Annotated in this window: 21 protein-coding genes and 1 pseudogene; 10 read left to right on the top strand and 12 right to left on the bottom strand. The window is 68.6% G+C overall.

Features of this window, described 5'->3' with window-relative positions; all coding sequences use genetic code 11:
* Nucleotide 1: 1 nt before the first annotated feature.
* On the bottom strand, nt 2-508 hold the full coding sequence (gene greB, locus FZ025_RS02715; protein WP_046979158.1) for a transcription elongation factor GreB: 507 nt from the start codon (nt 506-508) through the stop codon (nt 2-4).
* Nucleotides 509-644: 136 nt separating this feature from the next.
* On the opposite strand from greB, the pseudogene FZ025_RS02720 reads away from it, so the two are divergent.
* Nucleotides 645-806: pseudogene (locus tag FZ025_RS02720) on the top strand (rhomboid family intramembrane serine protease); the annotation flags it as partial.
* A 460-nt stretch (nt 807-1,266) separates the two neighbouring features.
* Complete coding sequence (locus FZ025_RS02725) at nt 1,267-1,935, top strand: TetR/AcrR family transcriptional regulator (RefSeq protein ID WP_046979156.1); 669 nt, start codon at nt 1,267-1,269, stop codon at nt 1,933-1,935.
* Nucleotides 1,936-2,190: 255 nt separating this feature from the next.
* Here FZ025_RS02725 and FZ025_RS22655 read toward each other — a convergent pair whose 3' ends face one another.
* On the bottom strand, nt 2,191-2,316 hold the full coding sequence (locus tag FZ025_RS22655; RefSeq protein WP_280117175.1) for a hypothetical protein: 126 nt from the start codon (nt 2,314-2,316) through the stop codon (nt 2,191-2,193).
* A 320-nt stretch (nt 2,317-2,636) separates the two neighbouring features.
* Nucleotides 2,637-3,152, bottom strand: coding sequence for a single-stranded DNA-binding protein (locus FZ025_RS02730; protein WP_046979155.1), 516 nt, complete (start codon nt 3,150-3,152; stop codon nt 2,637-2,639).
* A gap of 191 nt (nt 3,153-3,343) precedes the next feature.
* Between FZ025_RS02730 and FZ025_RS02735 the strand changes: the two genes are divergently transcribed.
* Nucleotides 3,344-4,342, top strand: a complete 999-nt coding sequence (locus FZ025_RS02735; RefSeq protein ID WP_046979154.1) for a polyprenyl synthetase family protein — start codon at nt 3,344-3,346, stop codon at nt 4,340-4,342.
* A 110-nt stretch (nt 4,343-4,452) separates the two neighbouring features.
* Here FZ025_RS02735 and FZ025_RS02740 read toward each other — a convergent pair whose 3' ends face one another.
* The 4 genes from FZ025_RS02740 to FZ025_RS02755 all read right to left on the bottom strand — a co-directional run bounded on the left by FZ025_RS02740 (nt 4,453) and on the right by FZ025_RS02755 (nt 10,820).
* Nucleotides 4,453-5,250, bottom strand: coding sequence for a dienelactone hydrolase family protein (locus tag FZ025_RS02740; protein WP_046979153.1), 798 nt, complete (start codon nt 5,248-5,250; stop codon nt 4,453-4,455).
* Between the two features lie 88 nt (nt 5,251-5,338).
* A complete protein-coding gene (gene murD, locus FZ025_RS02745) occupies nt 5,339-6,772 on the bottom strand; it encodes a UDP-N-acetylmuramoyl-L-alanine--D-glutamate ligase (protein ID WP_104558920.1) in 1,434 nt (477 codons plus the stop codon).
* Nucleotides 6,753-8,123 carry a UDP-N-acetyl-alpha-D-muramoyl-L-alanyl-L-glutamate epimerase gene (gene murL / locus FZ025_RS02750; protein ID WP_104558921.1) on the bottom strand — a complete coding sequence of 457 codons (1,371 nt, stop codon included), beginning with the start codon at nt 8,121-8,123 and terminating at the stop codon, nt 6,753-6,755. The genes murD and murL overlap by 20 nt, the downstream gene beginning before the upstream one ends.
* Before the next feature lie 87 nt (nt 8,124-8,210).
* Nucleotides 8,211-10,820, bottom strand: a complete 2,610-nt coding sequence (locus FZ025_RS02755; RefSeq protein WP_104558922.1) for a bifunctional aspartate kinase/diaminopimelate decarboxylase — start codon at nt 10,818-10,820, stop codon at nt 8,211-8,213.
* A gap of 175 nt (nt 10,821-10,995) precedes the next feature.
* Here FZ025_RS02755 and FZ025_RS02760 point away from each other — a divergent pair, with 175 nt between their 5' ends.
* Nucleotides 10,996-11,874: a PhzF family phenazine biosynthesis protein gene (locus FZ025_RS02760; protein WP_046979099.1), complete on the top strand. Its 879-nt coding sequence runs from the start codon at nt 10,996-10,998 to the stop codon at nt 11,872-11,874.
* Nucleotides 11,875-11,999: 125 nt separating this feature from the next.
* Here FZ025_RS02760 and FZ025_RS02765 read toward each other — a convergent pair whose 3' ends face one another.
* Nucleotides 12,000-12,617: a glycine zipper 2TM domain-containing protein gene (locus FZ025_RS02765; RefSeq protein ID WP_104558923.1), complete on the bottom strand. Its 618-nt coding sequence runs from the start codon at nt 12,615-12,617 to the stop codon at nt 12,000-12,002.
* A gap of 239 nt (nt 12,618-12,856) precedes the next feature.
* A complete protein-coding gene (locus tag FZ025_RS02770) occupies nt 12,857-13,288 on the bottom strand; it encodes an OsmC family protein (RefSeq protein WP_046979095.1) in 432 nt (143 codons plus the stop codon).
* A 357-nt stretch (nt 13,289-13,645) separates the two neighbouring features.
* On the opposite strand from FZ025_RS02770, the gene FZ025_RS02775 reads away from it, so the two are divergent.
* From FZ025_RS02775 to FZ025_RS02790, 4 genes are all read left to right on the top strand, one after another.
* Nucleotides 13,646-14,044 carry an HU family DNA-binding protein gene (locus tag FZ025_RS02775; protein ID WP_046979094.1) on the top strand — a complete coding sequence of 133 codons (399 nt, stop codon included), beginning with the start codon at nt 13,646-13,648 and terminating at the stop codon, nt 14,042-14,044.
* A 151-nt stretch (nt 14,045-14,195) separates the two neighbouring features.
* Nucleotides 14,196-14,891, top strand: a complete 696-nt coding sequence (locus FZ025_RS02780; RefSeq protein WP_046979093.1) for a tellurite resistance TerB family protein — start codon at nt 14,196-14,198, stop codon at nt 14,889-14,891.
* A gap of 147 nt (nt 14,892-15,038) precedes the next feature.
* The gene (locus FZ025_RS02785; protein ID WP_046979098.1) at nt 15,039-15,338 is read left to right on the top strand and encodes a DUF3861 family protein; all 300 of its coding nucleotides are present in this window, start codon (nt 15,039-15,041) and stop codon (nt 15,336-15,338) included.
* Between the two features lie 115 nt (nt 15,339-15,453).
* Nucleotides 15,454-16,050 (top strand): DUF1439 domain-containing protein, encoded by a 597-nt coding sequence (locus FZ025_RS02790; RefSeq protein WP_046979092.1) that lies wholly within the window; start codon nt 15,454-15,456, stop codon nt 16,048-16,050.
* A gap of 114 nt (nt 16,051-16,164) precedes the next feature.
* Here FZ025_RS02790 and FZ025_RS02795 read toward each other — a convergent pair whose 3' ends face one another.
* The 3 genes from FZ025_RS02795 to FZ025_RS02805 all read right to left on the bottom strand — a co-directional run bounded on the left by FZ025_RS02795 (nt 16,165) and on the right by FZ025_RS02805 (nt 18,176).
* Nucleotides 16,165-16,413 carry a hypothetical protein gene (locus FZ025_RS02795; RefSeq protein WP_053057225.1) on the bottom strand — a complete coding sequence of 83 codons (249 nt, stop codon included), beginning with the start codon at nt 16,411-16,413 and terminating at the stop codon, nt 16,165-16,167.
* Nucleotides 16,414-16,448: 35 nt separating this feature from the next.
* Complete coding sequence (gene xopAF, locus FZ025_RS02800) at nt 16,449-17,162, bottom strand: XopAF/AvrXv3 family type III secretion system effector (RefSeq protein WP_244292447.1); 714 nt, start codon at nt 17,160-17,162, stop codon at nt 16,449-16,451.
* Between the two features lie 546 nt (nt 17,163-17,708).
* The gene (locus tag FZ025_RS02805; protein ID WP_046979091.1) at nt 17,709-18,176 is read right to left on the bottom strand and encodes an SET domain-containing protein; all 468 of its coding nucleotides are present in this window, start codon (nt 18,174-18,176) and stop codon (nt 17,709-17,711) included.
* Between the two features lie 181 nt (nt 18,177-18,357).
* On the opposite strand from FZ025_RS02805, the gene FZ025_RS02810 reads away from it, so the two are divergent.
* The gene (locus tag FZ025_RS02810) at nt 18,358-18,816 is read left to right on the top strand and encodes an SUF system Fe-S cluster assembly regulator (RefSeq protein WP_046979090.1); all 459 of its coding nucleotides are present in this window, start codon (nt 18,358-18,360) and stop codon (nt 18,814-18,816) included.
* 15 nt (nt 18,817-18,831) lie between these two features.
* Nucleotides 18,832-20,274: a Fe-S cluster assembly protein SufB gene (gene sufB, locus FZ025_RS02815; RefSeq protein WP_046979089.1), complete on the top strand. Its 1,443-nt coding sequence runs from the start codon at nt 18,832-18,834 to the stop codon at nt 20,272-20,274.
* The last annotated feature ends 161 nt before the right edge of the window (nt 20,275-20,435 follow it).

Genomic DNA, 20,435 nt, shown 5'->3' on the forward strand with positions numbered 1-20,435 from the left:
CTCAGCGCGCCGCGTAGTCCACCGACACCACTACGAAGCTGTGGAGGCCGCCGGGCAGCTGCGCCTCGACGGCGTCGTCGATGCGCTTCTTCAGCAGCGCCCGCGCCAGCGGCGAATCGATGCTGATCCAGCCGCGGCCGGCATCGGTCTCGTCCGGGCCGACGATGCGGTAGCGCAGCAGCGCGCCGCTGTCGGCATCCTCCAGCTCGACCACGGCGCCGAAGAACACCGCCTGCGGATCGGACGGTGCGGTATCCACCACGCGCAGCGCTTCCAGGCGCTTGCTCAGGTAGCGCACGCGGCGATCGATCTCGCCCAGCTGCTTCTTGCGGTAGGTGTACTCGGCGTTTTCCGAACGGTCGCCCTCGGCCGCGGCGGCGGCCAGCGCCTTGACCACCTCCGGTCTGCGCACGCGCCACAGCTCGTCCAGTTCGGCCTTGAGCCGGGCGTGGCCTTCGGCGGTGATCAGGGCGGTGCTTTTCTCGGCAGGGGGGCGCCAGCGGCTCATCGGGGTCGGCACTGCGGTGGAACGGGGTGGCGATGCTAGCGCGTACGTCCGGCTTGCGCACCCGCGGACGACGGCCGAAGCAGGCGCGGCCATCCACACGGACGTTGTCCGATGCTGATCCTGCCGTTGCGCAAGCGCGATCGGCCGCTGGCAGTTCCTGCTGGTCTATCTGCTGGGCGGGTTCGGGGCGAGCGCGGTCAGCCGGTGGTGGCGCTGGGGCGAGGCCGCTGGCGGGCTGGGCGCGTCCGGCGCCATCGCCGCGCCGATGGGCGCGTTCTGCGTGATCTGGGAGCGGCGGCTGGAGAACAGCGAGGCCGCGTTCCTGCTCGACCAAACTCGCCGCCGAGCAGCCGCCGCTTCGACGTGGCGCAGGCGCGCTACCGGGTCGCGCGCAACGCCGGCAATGCGCGTGCCGCGCATCCTTCTCCCCTGTCTCCATGTGTGGTTTGGCGTGCGGGCGGAGTTCAGGGCCTGCGATAGCGCCTGCAATCCAGGGCGCAGACGGTGCGGGAGACGTGGCGGAGCGGGTCGATGCGGTTGCATGGGATGGATGTCCGATCGAGCAAAACGGAGCGGAAAGCAGACCGCATGGCGCGGTGGAACGGCAGGCGCGGTTATCGCGCGGACCGTGCGGCGGCATGACTGCGGCGTAGTGCATCTGGCACCATCAATAAAACCGAACCGTACGGTTTATTATTCTAGCCAGACTCCCCTCCTGCCAATAAAAATGTACAGTCTGGTTCACTTTAGGAGGTGCAATGAAGGTTCGAACCGAAGCCCGACGCGAGGCCATCGTCGAGGCAGCGACGCGACTGTTCCAGGAACTGGGCTACGAGCGCGCCTCGATGAACGAACTGGCGAAACGGCTGGGCGGCTCCAAGGCCACCCTGTACGGCTATTTCGCGTCCAAGGAAGAACTGTTCAGCGCGGTGGTCCGCGCCGCCGCGACCGCGCATCTGTCCGACGCGATCCGGCGCTTGCAAACGCCCCTCGCCGGCCAGACCGATCTGCACGCGATGCTGCTGCACTTCGGCGAATGCATGCTGCAGGTGGTGACCAACGATGCGGTCGCCATCGCGGTCTACCGCATGGTGGTGGCCGAAGCCGGCCGCTCCGAGGTCGGGCAGCTGTTCTACCAGGCCGGTCCCAGCGAATCGGTGGTGGCGGTGGCCAGGGTGCTGGAAGCGGCGATGGCGCGCGGCGAACTGCGCAAGACCGATCCGACCATCGCCGCCCTGCATTTCCTGGCGCTGCTCACCGCCGAAGTGGACGTACGCATCTACCAGCGCGATCCGCCGCCGCTGGCGCCATCGCTCGTGCGCAAGATGGTGGAACGCGCGGTCGAGCTGTTCCTGCTCGGCGCCGCACCGCGGCAGGCGGCCAGCACGGCTTCGTGCGCGGCCGGCAACCCTGCGGTGCGCGCCTGAGCGCAGACGCGGCTTGCTCCGTAGCGGACGCTGCAGTGCGCAGCAGCGAGAATCGCACAGGGCGCGACTGGCCGCCGGCGGCGCGGTGTTCCCGTTGCCTTCCTTGTTTACCCCATGCACGCGCAAGCGTGGCGCGATCTGCTTGGGGATGGATGACACGCCCTGGCGCCCGGACCGCACACAGGATGGCGTGCAATGACCGGCCACTGCCTGGGTTGAACCGCCCCGGCTTTGTCGGAGGCTCGTTGGTGTGAGTCACGCCGCGATGGCGAGGCCCTGGATTTGTGAATAGTAGGCTGCTTCGGCTTCTGCCGGCGGAATGTGGCCGAGCGGTTCCATGAGCCGCCGGTTAAAGAGCTCGAGAACGATGATCGCGCGCAACACAATGCTAATCGTGTTGCTCGACAGATTCCGGCCGCGGATCTGCGTCAGTACAAAGTACAGTGGGCTGGAAGAGCGGACAGCCGTGCCGATTCAGGAGCACTGGAAAGCGCTCACCGGACCCAAACATCACCTGCTTGCATCACCTGCTGCATCACTTGCTTGATGCGATATGCCGGGGTCATCGTTTACGTCCTCCTCTACAAGTAGAAGATAGCCCCGAGAATAGCGAAAGGGCGCAATGACCGCTGTAAACAGAAAAACCCAAGCAAATACAAATATTTACCTGGGTTTTATTTACAATTTTGACCAGCCAGGAATTAGAACGGGATATCGTCGTCCGCGAAATCGTCCATCGGCGCGGACTGCGGCGGCGCCGGCTGCTGGCGGCGCGGCGCGTAGTCCTGCCCGCCGCCGCCCTGGTTCGGGCGTTCCTGGCGCGGTGCGGCCGCACGCTGCGGGCGATCGCCGCCCATGCCGGCACCGCCGCCGCCGCCGCCTTCGCGGCCGCCGAGCATCTGCATCTCATCGGCGACGATGTCGGTGGAGTACTTCTCCACGCCGTCCTGGCCGGTGTACTTGTCGTAGCGGATCGAGCCTTCGACGTAGACCGAGCTGCCCTTGCGCAGGTACTCGCCGGCGATCTCGCCGAGCTTGCCGAAGAACACCACGCGGTGCCATTCGGTGCGCTCCTGCTGGTTGCCGTCCTTGTCCTTGCGCACGCTGGTGGTGGCCAGGCTGATGCGGGTGATCGCCATGCCGGCCTGGGTGTACTTGGTGTCGGGGTCGTTGCCGAGGTTGCCGACGAGGATGACTTTGTTGATGCCGCGGGCCATGGGATTCTTCCGTTCGGGGTGGTGAACCCGCTCGGGCGCGGGCATGTCGGAGAGGCGCGCCCGCTCGGGAACGGGCGCAGACAGTGAATTATACCGGGCTGGCGGCGGATATCAGCCCGGTCCCGGTTCAGGCGTAGGACTTGCCCGCACCGGGGGGCCTATAATCCCTGCATTCTCCCTAGTCCGACCGCATGAGCCTCGCCGAAGACCTCCGCCCCGCCCTGGGGCTGCCTCAGATCCAGGCGCTGGCCGCGCCCGACATGAGCGCCGCCGATGCCCTGATCCGCCGCCGCCTGGCCTCGGACGTGGTGCTGATCAACCAGATCGCCGAGCACATCGTCTCCGCCGGCGGCAAGCGCCTGCGGCCGATGCTGGTGATGCTGGCCGGACGCGCCTGCGCCGGCGGCGGGCCGGTGCACCACCAGTTGGCGGTGATCGTCGAGTTCATCCATACCTCGACCCTGCTGCACGACGACGTGGTCGACGAATCGGACCTGCGCCGCGGCCGCAGCACCGCCAATGCGCTGTGGGGCAACGCGCCCAGCGTGCTGGTCGGCGATTTCCTGTACTCGCGCAGCTTCCAGCTGATGGTCGAGCTGGACAGCATGGCGGTGATGCGGCTGCTCGCCGACACCACCAACCGCATCGCCGAAGGCGAGGTACTGCAGCTGCTGCATGTGCACAACCCGGATACCGACGAGGCCGCCTACCTGCGCGTGATCGAGCGCAAGACCGCGGTGCTGTTCGCCGCCGGCACCCGGCTCGGGGCGATGGCCTCGGGCGCTTCCGAAGACGTGCAGCAGCGCCTGTACGACTACGGCATGCACCTGGGCTACGCGTTCCAGATCGCCGACGACGTGCTCGACTACACCGCCGATGCCGCCGACCTGGGCAAGAACCTGGGCGACGACCTGGCCGAAGGCAAGGCCACGCTGCCGCTGATCCACGCGCTGGCGCATGCCGACGCCGCCACCCGCCAGCGCCTGCGCCACATCGTCGAACAAGGCGATGCCGAAGCGATGCCGGAAGTGCTGGCGGCGATCCAGGCCAGCGGCGGACTGGACTACAGCCGCCGCCGCGCGGCCGAATACGCCGCCGCCGCCGAACGCGCGCTGGACGGCCTGCCGGAAACCGAGGCGGTGGCCGCGCTGCGCGGGCTGGCCCGCTACGCGGTCGAGCGCAAGCATTGATCCGGCGCGCGTTCGCGCGCCGGACGGGATTGGGGAGTGGCGATGAGGGATTCGCAGAAGCGGCTGGGTCGCGCTTTTACGAATCCCCCATCCCGAATCCCCAATCCCGGCTACTCACCAAACCGCTCCTCGAAGAAATCGTGCAGCATGCGATAGGCACGCTTGGCCGCGCGCGGATTGTACTGGCAGCCCGGCGGGCTGTTGGCATCGGCCTCGGCGAAGCAATGCACCGCGCCGCTGAAGTTGACGAACTGCCAGTCGGCGCCGGCGCCGTTCATTTCCTGCTCGAAGGCGGCGATGTCCTCGCGGCTCACGCTCTTGTCGTCGGCGCCGTTGAGCACCAGCAGCGGCGTCTTCGCGCTGCCGGCAGCGGCCGGCGCCGGCGTGGCCAGGCCGCCGTGCAGGCTGACCACGCCGGCCAACGGCGCGCCGGCGCGGACCAGTTCCAGCACGGTGCTGCCGCCGAAGCAGAAGCCGACCGCGCCGATCCGCGAGGCGTCCAGCGGCGCCTTGCCGGCCTGCGCCTTCAGCACTTCGACCGCCTTCAATGCACGCGCGCGCAGCGTCGGCGGATCCTTCTTCAGCGCACCGGCGAACTGCCCGGCCTCGGTATCGTTGGCCGGGCGCTTGCCCTTGCCGTAGACGTCGGCCAACAGCACCACGTAATCGTCGCCGGCGAGCTGCTTGGCTTTGTCGATCGCCGAGGCGTTGACCCCGCGCCAGTTCGGCACCATCACCAGGCCCGGGCGCTTGTCGTGGTCTTCATCGTCGTAGACCAGCACGCCGCTGAAACTGTCCTTGCCGACCTTCCATTCCACCGGCTTGGCCTGCATCGCGGCCAGCGCCGGCAACGGCAGCGCCAAGGCCAGGCCCAGCACGCCGATCCACCGCATCGAACGAGTGCGCATCGCGTCTCTCCCATCGGAACCAGCCGGCAGTCTAAGCGCAGCGCCGGCCAGGCGGCGTGCGCGCCAACCCAATGCGCGAGCAAATAGCTCAGGCGATGCCCAGCCCCGGGATCGCGCTGATCGCCTCCGGGTCGAACCCGGCCAGTTCGGCGAAATGACGGCCGCGCGCCACGTAGTCGCGGTAGGCGCCGAAGCTGGGCGCGCCCGGCGACAGCAGCACCACGCCGCCGCCCTCGCCCAGCGCCGCACGCGCCAATGCCACCGCCGCCGGCAGGTCCGCGGCGGCGTGCAGGCCGAAGCCGCCGGCCGCGGCCAGCGGCGCCAGCAGCGCGTGGATGCGGGGGCCGTTGCCGGCCATGGTGACGATCTCCAGCGGCGCGCCGTGGCGCATCGCCGCGGCGAAGTCCTGCCAGTCCAGGCCGCGGTCGTGGCCGCCGACCAGCAGCGCGATGCGGCGCCCGCGGAAGCACTCCAGCGCCGCCAGCGTGGCGTGCGGCGTGGTGCTGATCGAATCGTTGACGTAGGCCACGCCGTCGCGCACGCCCAGCGTCTGCAGCCGGTTCGGCAGCGGCCGGAACTGCGCCGCGGCCGGCGCCAGCGCCGCCGCGTCCAGGCCCAGCGCCTCGATCGCCGCCAGCACCGCGCACAGGTTGCCGCGGTTGTGCCGGCCCGGCAGCGGCACCTGCGCGCTGTCGAACACCGCCACCTCGCCGCGATGCACCACATCGCCGCGCATGTGCCAGCCGTCTTCGCGATTGAACCAGCGCACCTCGCTGTCGGGCAGCGCCAGCGCCGCCAGCTGCGGATCGGCGGCGTTGAGCAGGGCGCTGCGCGGCCGCGCCCGGGTCACCAGCGCCAGCTTGTCCTCGACGTAGCGCGCCTGGCTGCCATGCCAATCCAGATGTTCCGGGAACAGGTTCAGCACCAGCGCCAACTGCGGCCGCGCGCCACTGCGCGCCACCTCGCCGGTCTGGTAGCTGGACAATTCGATCGCCCAGTAGTCCGGCGGCTGCGGCGGCGCCAGCACTTCCAGCAGCGGCAGGCCGATATTGCCGACCAGGCCGGTGCGATGGCCGCCGGCGCGCAGCAGATGCGCCAGCAACGCGGTGCTGGTGCTCTTGCCCTTGGTGCCGGTGATGCAGACGCTGCCCGCCACCACGCCATCGGCGCCCGCCCGCTCGGCGAACCACAGCGCGGTGCCGCCGAGAAAGCGCGTGCCGGCCGCCGCGGCGGCCTGCGCCTCGGGCCGATACGGACTGATTCCCGGCGACTTGACGACCACGTCGAACGCGGCCAGGCGCTCGGCGCTGGCCTCGGTCTCCACGCGCAGCGCAGGATCGTCGAGCGCGGCGAGCGAAGCCGCTTCTTCAACCGAACAGAACACGGTCAGCGGCAGCGGCGCAGCCGATTCCCCATTCCCGATTCCCCATTCCCGATCGCGCAACGCGCGATACGCCGCCCGCCCCTCGCGGCCCCAACCCCATAGCGCCACGCGCAACCCCTCAAGCTGCGAAATTCGCACGCACGCGTTCCCACAGCTCGGCCGGAATGCGGTGCTGCGTGTCCAGCGCCAGTAGCGGTTCCACGCGCAGGTCGCCGGCCTCCAGCTGCGGCTGGATCTCGCGGATGAAACGCGCCACCAGCGCGTCTTCCTTCCATTCCGCGCGCGCGGCCAGCGTGGCCATCGCCGCACGCGATTCGCGGCCCTCGCCGACGCATTCGAACGGCTTGTGGTCCTGGAATTCCAGCAGCGCATCGAAGCCCGGCGCCTGCGCCGCGTCGTCGAGCAGGTTGCGGCCGAAGATCCGCACCAGCCGCGTCTTCGGCATGAACGGGGCCAGCGCCAGGAACACGAAATGGCATTTCGGGCACACCCCGCACCAGCGGTGTGCCGGGCGCTCGCCGAGGATGTGGAAATTGCGGTTGCAGCTGGAGAAATGCGCGTCGTAATGATCGTTCTTGGCGAACTGCCGCGCCACCGCCAGTTCCGACAGCGGGCGCAGCAGCGAGTAGTAGCGCAGGTCCGCGGCCACGTAGCGCTGCACGTGCGCGCCGAACGCCTGCTCGAACGCCCAGCCCTTGGACCACTGGTGGTTGACCTCGGCGGTGCCGCTGCCGTCAGCGGCGATGATCTGGCTGCCGTAACTGGCCGAATGCTCGTTGGAGAACACCACCTGGCCGGCGTCGTGCAGCAGCGCGGCGAACACCAGGATCGCCGAGTTCACCGCGGTCACCGGGATATGCCCGTTCCACGCGCCCTGCCGGTTCAGTTCGAACAGCTCCGGCGCCAGCGCGCGGCCGATGTTCAAGCTCGGCAGCGCGGTGCGCTCGGCGCAGGCGCGGATCAGCTGCGAGCCGCCGATCCAGGCCACGGTCTGCTCCACCCCGGCCGCGCGCAAGGCCTCGATGCTGACCAGCGAATCCTTGCCGCCGCCGATCGCGACCAGCGCGTGCGCACGCAGGCCCAGCGCCGCAGCACCCTGCTCGTTGGCCGCGGTCGCCGGAAAGCGGATCCGCTCGCGCAGGTCCAGGCCGTTGCGGTAGGCGAACTCGCCCAGCCCGTGCAGGTACACGCTGTCCAGCAGCGCGGCGGTCTCGGCGTCGATCGCATAGTCGTCGATGGCGATCTGCGGCGGCACCGCGGCCTTGTAATAGCTGACCCCGGCGATCAGGTGCAGCAGGCGCAGCGCGTGCTGCAGCGCCTGCGCGCGCGCCGCATCCAGCACGAACGGCGCGCCGGGCACGGTGATCGTCTCCACCAGCTCCGGGCCCTGGTCGAAGGCATAGACCAGGCGCGCGACGCCGCTGTCGGCGGCGAACGCGCAACGCACGAAGCGGAAGGTGGTGATCTGCTGTTTGTCGAAAGCGGTCATGGCATATCCGGAAGCGGGCGCAGCGGCATTCGCGCCGAAGCGCGGCGAACCGGTCGCGGTGCGCGCGGCGGCGCAAGAGGGCGGGTCTCAGGCGGCAGGCGCATCGATCACGTCCTCCCGCGGCAGTTCGCGCTGGTTGTAGGTGCTGGCCATCGCATAGCCGTAGGCGCCGGCATCGGCGATCAGCATCACGTCGTCGGCCGCGGTGGCGGCGGGCAGGCGGCGGCGCTTGCCGAACACGTCGCTGGATTCGCAGATCGGCCCGACCACGTCGAACACCGCATCGGCCTCGCGATCCAGGCGGCTCAGGTTGGCCACGTCGTGCCAGGCGTCGTACAGCGCCGGGCGCACCAGCGCGTTCATGCCCGCATCCAGGCCAACGCGGCGGATGCCGTCCTTCTCGACCACCTGGGTGGCGCGGGTCAGCAGCACGCCGCATTCGGCGACCAGGTAACGGCCCGGTTCGATCGCCAGGCGGAACGCCGGGTGCACCGCCTTGGCCTCGGCCAGGCCCTGCGCCCAGGCATCCAGATCGAACGGCTCGTCGTCGGCGCTGTACGGAATCGGCAGGCCGCCGCCGATGTCGATGACTTCCACGCTGCCGATGCGGCGCGCGAAGCCGGCCAGTTCGTCGCACATGCGCCGCCAGTGCTGCGCGGTCTCCACGCCACTGCCCAGGTGCGCATGCAACCCGACGATGCGGATGTCCAGCGCACGCGCGGCCTCGGCGAATTCGTCCACCCGCGTCGCCGACAGCCCGAACTTGGAGGCCTTGCCGCCGGTGTTGACCTTCTCGTGGTGGCCGTCGCCATGGCCCAGGTCGATGCGCAGCCACAGGCTGCGGCCGCGGAACAGTTCCGGCCAGCGCTGCAGCAGCTCGACGTTGTCGACGGTGACGGTCACGCCCAGCGCGAACGCGGCTTCGTACTCGGCATTCGGCGCGAAGCTGGGGGTGAACAGCACGCGCCGCGGCGACAGCTCCGGCAAGGTGTCGAACACCCGGCGCAGTTCGCCGTGCGACACGCATTCCAGGCCGAAGTCTTCGGCGACCAATGCCTCCAGGATCGCCGGATGCGAATTGGCCTTGATCGCGTAGTAGCGCTGGTCGATCGGCGCGATCGCCTTGAGCGCGCGGGCGCGCTCGCGCAGCGTCGGCAGATGGTAGACATAGCGCGGCGTGCCGGCGTCGGCCAGGCGCAGCAGGTGCTCGCGCTCGGCATGCCACCACGGCGTGGGCCGCGCGCGCACGCTGCCGGTGATCTCGCGCCAGCGCGGGCCGAACACCTCGGTCTCCTCCACCGGCATCGCGCCGCTGTCGATCAGCTCGGCGTGCAGGATCGGCAACAGGCCGTCGGCATCGGCCTCGTCGATGACGAAGGTCAGGTTCAGATCGTTGGACGACTGCGAGATCATGTGCACGCGCTCCTTGCCGAACGTGGCCCACACGTCCGAGAGCTTGTGCAGCAGCGAGCGCATGCCGCGCCCGACCAGGGTGATCGCCGCGCACGGCACGATGATCTTGACCCGGCAGATCTCCGCCAGGTCGGCCGACAGCGCCGCCAGCACGTCGGTGTTGACCAGGTTCTCGCTGGGATCCAGCGACACGGTGACGTTGGTCTCGGCCGAACCGATCAGATCCACCGACAGGCCGTGCTTGGCGAAGCGCGCGAACACGTCGGCCAGGAAGCCGACCTGCTGCCACATGCCGATGCCTTCCATCGACACCAGCACGATGCCGTTGCGGCGGCTGATCGCCTTGACTCCGGGCACGGTGCGCGCATTGCCGTCGATGCTGGTGCCGGGCAGTTCGGGGCGCTCGGTGTCCAGGATCGCCATCGGCACGCCGCCGTCGCGGCACGGCTTGATCGAGCGCGGGTGCAGCACCTTGGCGCCGGTGGTGGCGATTTCCTGCGCTTCGTAATAATCCAGCCGGGTCAGCAGGCGCGCATCCGGCACTTCGCGCGGATTGGCGCTGAACATGCCCGGCACGTCGGTCCAGATCTCCACGCGGCTGGCGCCGAGCAGCGCGCCGAAGTACGCCGCCGAGGTGTCCGAACCGCCGCGGCCGAGGATCGCGGTGCCGCCGTCCTGGTGCCGCGAAATGAAGCCCTGGGTGATCAGCATCCGCGCCGGCTGGGCGACGAAGCGCTCGCGCCAGGCGGTGTCGGATTGCCACTGGCACGACACCGACAGGCGCTTGGACCACTCGCTCTGGTTTGGCTGCGGCGGCAACGCATCCAGCCACTGGCGCGCGTCCATCCAGCCGAAATCCAGGCCGCTGGCGCGCAGATAGGCCGCGCCCAGCGTCGAGGACAGCAACTCGCCCTGGCCCAGCACCTCGGCCTGCCAGTCCAGCGTGCGGCTGGCCGCGCGCGCATCGTCCAGCAACCCGCGCAGCGCCGCCAGGCGTTCGCCGAGCACGCGTTCCGCATCCAGCTCCAGCTCGCCCAGGAAGTCGCGGTGGCGCTGCTCCAGCGCGGCCACGCGCTGCGCGCTGTCGGCGCTGCCGTCGGCGATCGCGGTCAGCTCGTTGGTCACCCCCGACAGCGCCGACACCACCACCAGCACCCGCGCGCCGGTTTCCTCCGCGCGTTTTTTCGCCAGCGTCCCGATCGTGTCCCAGCGATGACGACGCGACACCGAGGTGCCGCCGAACTTGAGGACGATCCAGCGATCGACGTGGGGGGAAGAGGACATTTCGTTGTGGGGTCTGGTGGAGGGAAAGAGGCCCGGAACGCCGGGCGGAACCTGCGATTCTATGCCAAGCGCAGCGCTCCTGGCGCTTGCCGGCAACGCCCGCCATGCGCCGGCCCCGCATCGCGCACGCGCCTCGATTGCTAAGCTGCGCGCCCCCGCCTTCAAGTGCCCCGCCATGACCACGCGCCGTTTCCTGCAACTGGATGTGTTCTCCCCGCGCCCCGGTGCCGGCAATCCGCTGGCGGTGGTGCTGGATGCGCAGGGCCTGGACGCGGCCGCCATGCAGGCGATCGCGCGCTGGACGCGGCTGCCGGAGACCACCTTCGTATTCCCAGCCACCCAGCCCGGCGCCAGCTACGGCATCCGCATGTTCAGTCCGCACAAGGAGGTGCCGTTCGCCGGCCATCCCAGCGTCGGCACCGCGCACGCGGTGCTGCAGGCCGGCATCGCCGTGCCCAGCGACGGCGTGCTGGTGCAGGAAGGCATTGCCGGGCTGCTGCCGTTGCGGGTGGAGGTGGACGGCGGCGTGCGCAGCATCGCCGTCCGCACCCCGCGCGCGCAGGTGGCCGAGATCGCCGACGCCGCCGATCCGCGCCTGGCCGCCGCATTGGCCGGCTGGCCGCTGGGCGCGCAGCCGCCGGTGCGCATGGACGGCGGCCGCTGCTGGTGGCTGCTCGAGATCGCCGACGAGGCCGCGCTGCGCGGCCTGGCGCCGGACTGGGACGCCATCGCCGCGCTGGCCGAAAGCAGCGCCAGCATGGGCGTGTTCGCCTACGCACGGGCCAGCGGCCAGACCTACGACCTCGCGGTGCGCGCGTTCGTCGGCAACGGCCGCCGCTTCGAGGACGCGGCGTCGGGCGCTGCCAACGCGGTCCTCGCGGCGTGGCTGGACCATCGCGCCGTCCTGCCCGGCCGCGACGGCCGCTACGTGGTCAGCCAGGGCCGCGAGGTCGGCCACGATGCCTTGCTGACCCTGAGCGTGGACAACGCCGGCGAGGTCTGGTCCGGCGGCCAGGTGCAGACGGTGATCGACGGATCCATCGACTGGCGCTGAGTTGAAGAGGAAGCGCCTGTCCGTATCGGCGGAGGCAGGCGCCCTTGGCGGTCATTGGCCGGCCGCGGCCGTCATGGCGACGCGGCCGGCTGTCGCGGACGCCTCATGCGAGGCGTCGGTGCCGATCAGTCGGGCAGCACGTCCACACGGACCCGGATGCGGTCGCCCGGGGGCTGCGCGCTGCGGGTGTGGTAGTAGCGGCCGCCGTATTCGTAAGTCACGTCGTAGCCGTCCACCCGGTCGTAGCTGTCGTTGCGGTAGGCGACCGGTTCGCAGACGCTGACCGAGCCGGTCTGCACCGTGGTCCGCGCGTTGCTGTCGTAGATCGAACGCCCGGCCAGGCCGCCGACCATGGTGCCGACCGCGGTGCCGACGAAGCGGCCGCTGCCGCCGCCGACGCGGCTGCCCAGCAGCGCGCCGGCGATGCCGCCGACCACGGTGGCTGCGCTGCGCCCGCCGTCGGTGCCGCGATAGCCGTCGTTGTAGTAGCCGCCGCCGTAGCCGTTCTCCACATACCCGCCGGAGGCCGGACGTTCGTAGCAGCGCTCGGTGGTCTCGCGCGGGCCGCGCACATGCACCAGGATCGGGTCGGCGCGGACCACGCGGGCGTACTCGTAGCTGCCGCTGCCCGGATAGCCACGGTCGCGATAATCGTCGTAGCGGCCATAGTCCTGCGCAGCGGCGGAGCCGACCACGCCCACGGCGAGCGCAGCGGTCAGAACACGGGTCGAGAGCTTGTTCATGGCGAAGATTCCAGGCGCGTGGATCGCGCAACCGCATGCTCGGTCCGCGCCGGTGAAACAAGACTGAATCGGGACCGCTCGGCGGCGCCTGTTTAGCGCGGCGACAGCTGTTGCCGGATGCGGGCGAACCCGAACCGCTCCCATCGCATCGCGCGAAGAAGCCGCGCCTGCCCGTCGCGCAGGCGCGGCCCGATGCCGTTTGGAAGCGGCAGCCTGGCGGCGCGCGCCAGGCCGGGCGCTCAGCCCAGTTCCGCCTCCAGGCTGATCGGCACCGCGCTCAGCGCCTTGGACACCGGGCAGTTCTGCTTGGCATCGTCGGCCAGCGCGCGGAACTGCGCGGCCTCGATGTTCGGGACCACGGCCTTGACCTTGAGCCGGATCTGCGACACCTGCGGACCGCCTTCCATCGACAGATCGACCTCGGCGCGGGTGTCCAGCGCGGTCGGCGGGAAGCCCGCCTCGCTGAGCCTGGCCGACAGCGCCATGGTGAAGCAGCCGGCATGCGCGGCGGCGATCAGTTCTTCCGGATTGGTGCCCTTCTCGTCGCCGAAGCGGCTGCTGAACGCATAGCGGGTGTTCTCCAGCAGCCCGCTCTGCGGCGTGCTCAGCTGGCCCTTGCCGCTCTTCAGATCGCCTTCCCAATGCGCGGTGGCGTGACGCGAAATGCCCATGCGGTACTCCCGTGGTGAATGAGGCAGGCACGATAGAGCAGCGCGCGTTACGGCCTTGTGCGGCGCAGCGGGCGCTGCCGCCGGCGTGCGCCGCTGTCTGTGCGCACGGCGCCGGCGGCGTCGCGGCAGCGCCCGAGCGCAGCCTGGCCTGCCCGCTTCAAGCAGGACCGGCGGCAGCGCGCTGCCGTTTCCCCGGTCCAAATCCGCCCTTGCGGCGCAAAAAAACGCTGCACGAGGCTTTTTCAGCGTCTTTTTTGCGCTTTGCCTATTGGCGCGGCGTAGCACATGCCCTACATTTCGCCATGCCGACGGGGTCGGCGCGACCCAACCACCCATCGTTTACGGAATCAGGACATCATGGCAAAGACCGCGAAAAAGGCTGCCCCGAAAAAGGCAGCGAAGAAAGTAGCCACCAAGACCGCCGCCAAGCCGGCCGCCGCCAAGCCGATCAAGGAAGCGCTGAGCAAGTCGGCGCTGGTCGCCCACATCGTCGAAGCCAGCGGCGTCGTCGCCAAGGACGTGCGCGCGGTGATGGCCTCGCTCGAGCACACCGTGGCCGGCTCGGTCAGCAAGAAGGGCGCCGGTTCGTTCACCCTGCCGGGCCTGCTCAAGATCACCGCCGTCAGCGTGCCGGCCAAGCCGAAGCGCAAGGGCATCAACCCGTTCACCAAGGAAGAGCAGTGGTTCGCCGCCAAGCCGGCCACCACCAAGCTGAAGGTGCGCCCGCTGAAGAAGCTCAAGGACGCCGCGCTCTGAGCAGCGTCGCCTGATCCAGGCAAGCACACCCGACGAGACGGCCCGCGCCGTCTCGTTTTTTTTACGCGTTCGCCGCCGCCCGCACCCGGATTGACAGGCCGCTAAGGCGGCGCCCGCTATACCGGTGCTTCAATTCGACAGGAATGCGTGCATGAAGCTGCAGGGCTTTCTCGACCAACTGCTGCAATCGGCGCAGGGCGCCGCCGGCCAGGCCATGGCCAAGACCGGCACGTCCGCCTCCGCCGGCACCGCCAGCAAGAGCGGCGGCCTCGGCGGCATGCTCAACGCCGACTTCGGCAAGGGCCTCCTGAGCGGCGGCACGCTCGGCCTGCTGCTGGGCAAGAACCGCACCACGCGCAAGCTGGCCAGCTACGGCAGCCTGGCCGCGCTCGGGGTGCTGGCCTACCGCGCCTACGGCGACTACAAGCGCCAGCAGCTCGGTGCGGCCGCGCCGGAACCGCAGACCCTGGATCGGCTGCCGCCGCTGGACGTGGAACAGCACAGCCAGGCGATCCTGCGCGCGCTGATCGCCGCGGCCAAGGCCGACGGCCACATCGATAGCCGCGAACGCGAGCTGATCGAAGGCCAGTTCACCCGCCTCGACGGCGACGCGGACGTGCAGCGCTGGCTGCACGCGGAACTGGAGAAGCCACTGGACCCGGCCGAAGTGGCGCAGGCCGCGACCACCCGCGAAATCGCCTCGGAGATGTACCTGGCCAGCCTGCTCGCCGCCGACGCGCAGAGTTGCATGGAACGCAGCTACCTGGACGAACTGGCACGCCAGCTCGGCATCGACGACGGCTTGAAGCAGCACCTGCAGCGGCAAGCCGCAGCGCAAGCGCACTGAGTGCGATGTCGGCAGCGCCGCCCTCGCCTGCCCGGCGACTGCGCTGCGCGCCGCGCGCTGAACGGAACAGAGCGTCGCGGCCATCCCTATCGTGATAGCGGCAGAGCGGGCCTATCTTGGGGTGCCCCACCTGCCATGCGCACGCTCATGACCGCCTCCCAACGCTACCGCATCACCGTCACCCCGATCGAGGCCGACGGGCTGCAATGCCAAGGCCGCTGCACCATCGAATTCGAGGCCCGCTGCCGGCAGGACTGGATGCGCCTGCTCGAAGCGGCGCAGCGCCATCCCGGCCTGCACGGCGACGAGCGTGCCGCGCTGACCATCGGCACACAACTGTTGCGCGGACTCAGCGAGCGCAGCGACAGCCAGGCGCAGGTATTGCTGGCACCGTTGCGTCCAACGCTGGATGCGATCCTGGCGCGGCTGGCGCCGACAGCCGGGTGACGCGATCGGTCCCTGACACGTCGGACTGCCTCCTCCTCCACCCCTCTTCCGCTAATCGCGCATTCACCCGCTGCGGTTATGTTGGACCCCTGACTCCGCCAAGGCCCCACAGCCCATGAAGCTTCGCCTGCCGACCTTGCGCGCTATCGCGCTGCTCACTGTCGCCGCCGCTGCGCAACTGCAGGCCGAACCGATGATCCAGGGCCAGCAGGTCAGCGTCGGCGCCGCCGACGTGCAGCAGTACCTGGATGGCAGTTTCCCGCAGACGCACAAGGCGCTCGGCGGCCTGGTGAAGATGACCATCCGCGATCCCAAGCTGTCGCTGCCGCCGGGCGATCGGCTGAAGATGCAGTTCGACCTCAGCATGGCCGCCGGCGGCGGCGCGCCGACCGCGCTGGGCACGGTGCTGCTGACCAGCGGGCTGCGCTACGAGCAGCAGACCCGCGGTTTCCACCTGCAGTCGCCGACCATCGACGGCTTCCACCCGGCCACCAGCGGCGGCAGGCTCGATGCCAACACCCGCGAACTGCTCAACGTCTGGCTGGACGACTACGCACGCAAGGAGCCGATCTACAAGCTGGATCCGGCGCTGGCCGCGGTGATGGGCAACGTGCAGATCGAATCGGCGGCGGTGGAGAACGGCAAACTGGTGGTGCATTTCAACCAGGACATCGGCCAGCTGCTACCGGCCGGTGCGGTGTCGGGGCACTGAGAACCCGCGCTGCCGGTGCGCAGCCTGGCCGTGCAGCCGTTGCGGTTCGAGGCAGCAGCATAAAGCGCAGCGGCGCGGAAGCCGCAGCTCCGCATTGCGGGATTCCCGCCGATTTCAGGCCAGCGCCTTCGCCACCACCGCGGCCAATGCAAGGCATGTCGCCCGGCTTGCGGCTGGCGATCGGATTGCCATCCACCGCCACGTCCGCGTCCTGGCAACGGCCGCCGCATTGCTCGGATCGGTCGTCACCTGCGGCCACGCGATCACCTGCGTCTCGCGCACCAGGCCGCCGTCAGCCAGCAGCCAGGCCAGGGCCGCGGCAGATCGCCGCGACCGGCTTGCCGGCCAGCGCCGACCGCTCATGCCTCCATAGGCACGCGATGATTGGCGCAGGTGGGTTACGAAGATCGGCGCAGGTGGGTTACAAATCGCACTGAATGGTCGTTCTCGATGACCGCGCCGAGCGGCGTCTTCCCCACATTGTCGCGGTTTTCACAGGTTTCATCGAATTCCAGAGGAATTCCTTGTTCCAGAAACAACTCGCGCAGCTCCTTCGCCGTGTCTACCGACGATGGGTTTGTCTTATCCCCTCCGTGCATGGCAACGCGGAGTGTCAAGCCCTGCTCCTTCGTTTCCTTCACATAATGCGCAATGGACTGCAATACTTGGTCCGGTGCCAGGTCCTGGCGGCCAAACGGCAGGATATGAAACACGCGGACCTTCGCCCCGGGCAAGCGCTTCCCGCTGCCTGGATTGATTCTTTCTGCCGCACAGGCGATTGCGATACACGCCGCCATGTTATCTGTGACAACAAGCCTATCGGGCCGGCTCGTCCCGGTGCTGTACAGGTGCCTCGTCGTTGCGTCGTTGCGTACTTGATAATTGAAGCCGGCCACTTTCACAGTAGTCCGCTCGTGGATATCGAAGCTGCGGGGGGGAGGTGACGCATCGGCGTCGGCAACGTCCATCATGGGATAAGCCGACCAGAATCGGTCTTTGATGGCGTTTTTCGGATGACTCCGCGCCGCCTGGTAGACGTTTACCGGCACCATCACGAGGTCGTCGTCGGATGACAAACGATGATGAGAAAGTTTCGGAGGACGACTGTTCAATTCCTGCAGAGCTCCTTGACTCGCCGGCGCCGACGATTGGCCCCGGGAATCCGAAGCATTCGAACGACCTGCATGGCCCGCAGCGTTTCTACTGCCGCCGCCACTGGAGCCTCGCGCAAAGCTTGTTCTATACATGACCACTCCCGTTGAAAGGTTGAGGGTCGACAACCCTATTGCCCCGCTCGCGGCAGCGCTGGGGGATCCGGAACTCTCGTACATTTTCGCGAAGGCGCCTGCATCGGCACCCGATACGCAGAGAGGTTCGCCGGGCATGTGCATTTGCAGCCAGCGCGGTGTTGGCCGCTTGGTGAAGCAACGCCGTTGGGCACATCGCCGGCTGCGCGATCGCGCAGTGTATTCGCCGCTGCGTGGGCGATGCCTCCGTTTGCGCCTGCGCACTGCCGCGGGTGTCTGGTCTGATCTGCCGCGGTTTCCAGCATCGCCCATGCCGGCCGATGCTGAGATCGCACATGCGGCAGGCCCGGACCTCGCTCAGTCGCCAGCCGTCGCTGCGCGCAGCCAATTAGGCCACGTGCAGGCGCGCGCTCAGCGCTTGGGCTGCAGCATGGTCCCGGTGCAGTTCTTCGAGCCGCAGCGGCATTCCCAGATCTTCTTCAGCCGCGGCGTATGCCGCTCGCCCAGGGTGATGCCGTAGTTGTAGGTCAGTTCCTCGCCCGGCTTGATGGCGCGCAGCGCCTCGATCACCACCTTGTCCTGGCGCCGGTCGCCGCCCTCGGCCTCGATGATCACCGCCTCGCAGTTCGGCGCGCAGCTGTGATTGATCCAGCGCGCATCGTTACCCTCGTAGTTGGCGTCGATCACGTAGTCGTCGCTGAGGGTGAACAGGAAGGTGTGGCCGGTCTCGACGGCGCCGGCCTCGTCGCGGTCAACTTCGGCATGGGTGCGGCGGCGGCCCTTGTACTCGATGACCCGCTCGCCTTTCTTGAGCGGCAGCACGGCGAACACGCCATTGCCATGGATGCGGGACTTGCGGGCGGCGATCTTGCGGGGCATGCGGCAATCCGGAACGGGAAAGCGCTGATTCTGGCGCACATCGGCGGCGATCCCAAGCCCTGGCGGCGGTTGCCGCCGGCGCCGCTGATCGCGGCGATAGGCAAAAACGTACGCACGGCTTGGACGCCGGCGCCGCAAAAGCGTACAATTTCGGTCCGCATTGAAATCCGGCCGTTGCCCCATGCTCCGCGTCACCAAGCTGACTGATTACGCCACCGTCGTGCTGACCGTGCTTGCCGCGCGTCCCGGCGAGGTGCTGAGCGCGACCGAACTGGCCGAGCAGTCCGGGCTGGAGCCGCCGACCGTCAGCAAGCTGCTCAAGCCGCTGGCCCAGGCCGGGCTGGTCGAAGGCCTGCGCGGCGTGCACGGCGGCTATCGGCTGGCGCGCCCGGCCGACGCCATCACCCTGATCCAGATCGTCGAGGCGATGGAAGGCCCGCTGGCGATCACCGAGTGCAGCCACCAGGAAGGCCAGTGCAGCATCGCGCAAAAATGCGGCGTGCGCTCCAACTGGCGGCTGATCAACGACGTGGTCGCCGATGCGCTGCGCGGCGTGACCCTGGCGCAGATGCTGCACCCGCTTTCCTCTTCCGGCGAAACCAGACGGCGTGCGATCGCCGTGCGTTTCGCAACCACCTGACCTGTAGGCAGCCCCATGGCCACCGAAAACGCTGAAATCCTGGAACGGCTGGGACGTCGCTACGACGCCGGCTTCATCACCGACATCGAATCCGATGCGTTCCTGCCCGGCTTGAACGAAGACGTCGTGCGCGCCCTGTCCGTCAAAAAAGACGAGCCGGAGTGGATGACCGAGTGGCGCCTGGCCGCCTACCGGCACTGGCTGAAAATGCCGATGCCGCACTGGGCCAAGCTCAACATCGCGCCGATCGATTTCCAGGCGCTGAGCTACTACTCCGCGCCGAAGGGTCCCAAGTACGCCTCGCTGGACGATGTGCCCAAGGAACTGCTGGACACCTACGACAAGCTCGGCGTGCCGCTGCACGAACGCGCCAAGCTGGCCGGCGTCGCCGTGGACGCGGTGTTCGACTCGGTCTCGGTCGGCACCACCTTCCGCAAGGAACTGGCCGAGAAGGGCGTGATCTTCTGCTCGATGTCCGAGGCGATCAAGGAGCATCCGGAGATCGTCAAACAGTACCTGGGCAGCGTGGTACCGGTCGGCGACAACTACTTCGCCGCGCTCAATTCGGCGGTGTTCTCCGACGGCAGCTTCGTGTTCATTCCCAGGGGCGTGCGCTGCCCGATGGAACTGAGCACCTATTTCCGGATCAATGCCGGCCATACCGGCCAGTTCGAACGCACCTTGATCGTGTGCGAGGAGCAGGCCTACGTGTCCTACCTGGAAGGCTGCACCGCGCCGATGCGCGACGAGAACCAGCTGCATGCGGCGGTGGTCGAGCTGGTCGTGCTGGAAGACGCGCAGATCAAGTATTCGACCGTGCAGAACTGGTACCCGGGCGACGAGAACGGCGTCGGCGGCATCTACAACTTCGTGACCAAGCGCGGCGAGTGCCGCGGCGCGCGCAGCAAGATCGCCTGGACCCAGGTCGAGACCGGCTCGGCGATCACCTGGAAGTACCCCTCGTGCGTGCTGCTCGGCGACGACTCGGTCGGCGAGTTCCACTCGGTGGCGCTGACCCATCATCGCCAGCAGGCCGACACCGGCACCAAGATGATCCACATCGGCAAGCGCACCAAGAGCAAGATCGTCAGCAAGGGCATCAGCGCCGGCCGCGGCCAGAACACCTACCGCGGCCTGGTCAAGGTGGAGCGCAGCGCCGAGGGCGCGCGCAACTACACCCAGTGCGATTCGCTGCTGATCGGCAAGCAGTGCGGCGCGCACACCTTCCCGTACATCGAGGTCAAGCACCCCACCGCCACGGTCGAGCACGAGGCCACCACCTCCAAGATCAGCGACGACCAGCTGTTCTACTGCCGCGCCCGCGGCATCGACCAGGAAAACGCGGTGTCGATGATCGTCGACGGCTTCTGCAAGCAGGTGTTCCGTGAACTGCCGATGGAGTTCGCGGTGGAAGCCAAGAAGCTGCTGGAAGTCAGCCTGGAAGGCTCGGTCGGCTGACCCCTGCATCCTTCTCCCGTCGGGAGAAGGTGGCGCGAAGCGCCGGATGAGGGTACGGGCGAAGCCTCGCGCACCAAAATCCACGAGAGGCTTCGCCCCGCACCCTCACCCCAACCCCTCTCCCGGTGGGAGAGGGGCTATACAAGAACTCTGACGGACCC

The organism is Xanthomonas hyacinthi (assembly GCF_009769165.1).
GTDB classification, from domain to species: Bacteria; Pseudomonadota; Gammaproteobacteria; order Xanthomonadales; family Xanthomonadaceae; genus Xanthomonas_A; species Xanthomonas_A hyacinthi.